General features: G+C 58.5%; 1 protein-coding gene. It reads right to left on the reverse strand.

Annotation, left to right across the window (positions count from 1 at the left end; all coding sequences use genetic code 11):
- Positions 1-458 (reverse strand): tetratricopeptide repeat protein (locus AWU74_RS08330; protein WP_162505107.1); only part of this gene is annotated, 458 nt, incomplete at both ends.

Consider the following 458-nt stretch of genomic DNA (forward strand, 5'->3'; position numbering starts at 1 on the left):
GTCATCCGGGTCGAGCTTAATCGCTTGGGTGTAATCCGCGAGCGCCCGGTCGTAGTCGCCCTTGCTGTGATAAGCAAGTCCGCGACTGCTGTAGATAAAGGTAAGATTCGGGTCGAGCTTGATTGCACGGGTAAAATCCGCGATCGCACCGTCGTAGTCGCCCTTGCCGCTATAGGCAATGCCGCGACCATTGTAGGCTGACGCATCGTTCGGGTCGAGCTTAATCGCTTGGGTATAATCCGCGATAGCCCGGTTGTAGTCGCCTTTGCGGGCATAGGCATTGCCGCGACTGCTGTAGGCTGACCCGTGGGGCGGGTCGACCGTAAATGCGTGCGTATAGTCCGCGATAGCGTGGTTAGAGTCTGCACTGGCGCTATAGTCGGCGCCGCGGAGATTGTAGGCTAAGCCGAGATCCTTTTGTGCTGGCGCTCGGTTCGGGTCGAGCCTCACTGCATGAG

The organism is Treponema endosymbiont of Eucomonympha sp. (genome assembly GCF_001028545.1).